Origin of the sequence: Gordonia sp. 852002-10350_SCH5691597 (genome assembly GCF_001665715.1) — a bacterium.
Classification (GTDB): domain Bacteria; phylum Actinomycetota; class Actinomycetes; order Mycobacteriales; family Mycobacteriaceae; genus Gordonia; species Gordonia sputi.
In genome coordinates this window covers 1-624 of record NZ_LZMO01000281.1, presented here as the reverse complement: position 1 = coordinate 624, position 624 = coordinate 1, and the positions used below count along the sequence as shown (strand labels likewise).

The window sequence follows — 624 nt, the reverse complement described above, 5'->3', positions numbered from 1 at the left end:
TGTTCAGCGTCGTGCCCATCCGGCAGGTGCAGCAGCATCGTGTAACGGGTGGAACGCTCGACGAGAGTGCCGATCGCGGTCTTGTTCTGCTCCCCGGTGATCAGATCCCCCTCCCAGTGCCCGGGGACCGCACGGTCGTCCACCTCTGCCGGCCGGTCGCTGATCATCACCATCGGGTCGATGAATCGCTGATATCGCTCACCCTCTCGGCGCTGCGACCTCCGGCGCGTCCTACCGGTCCGAAGTGCTTGTTGGACTTCACGTTTCAACCCTCCGCGGGCTTGGAAGTACAAGGCTTGATAGATCGTTTCGTGGCTCACCCGCATGCTTTCGTCGTCGGGATGATCCCGGCGCAGGCGGTGAGAGATCTGCTCCGGCGAGAGCTTCCTCGACAAGCCGTCCTCGACCGCTGCCCGTAGGACCGCGTTCACCACCAGTTTGGACTGCTTGGGCCGCGCCCGGAGCGCCGCCGCGATTCGATCGGCCTGATGCGGCAGGTACCGGCCGGCGACACTATGCGCACGCACCTCGCGGGAGATGGTCGAGACGTTCTTTCCGATCCGCGTGGCGATGGTCCTCATCGAATCCTTGACCACCAGCCCGTCAGCGATCGCAATCCGATCC

The 624-nt window shown here is 64.3% G+C and carries 1 protein-coding gene; it reads right to left on the bottom strand.

From position 1 onward, the window contains the following. On the bottom strand, nt 1–624 hold a 624-nt coding region (locus A5777_RS21475), incomplete at both ends, for an IS30 family transposase (RefSeq protein ID WP_156529452.1).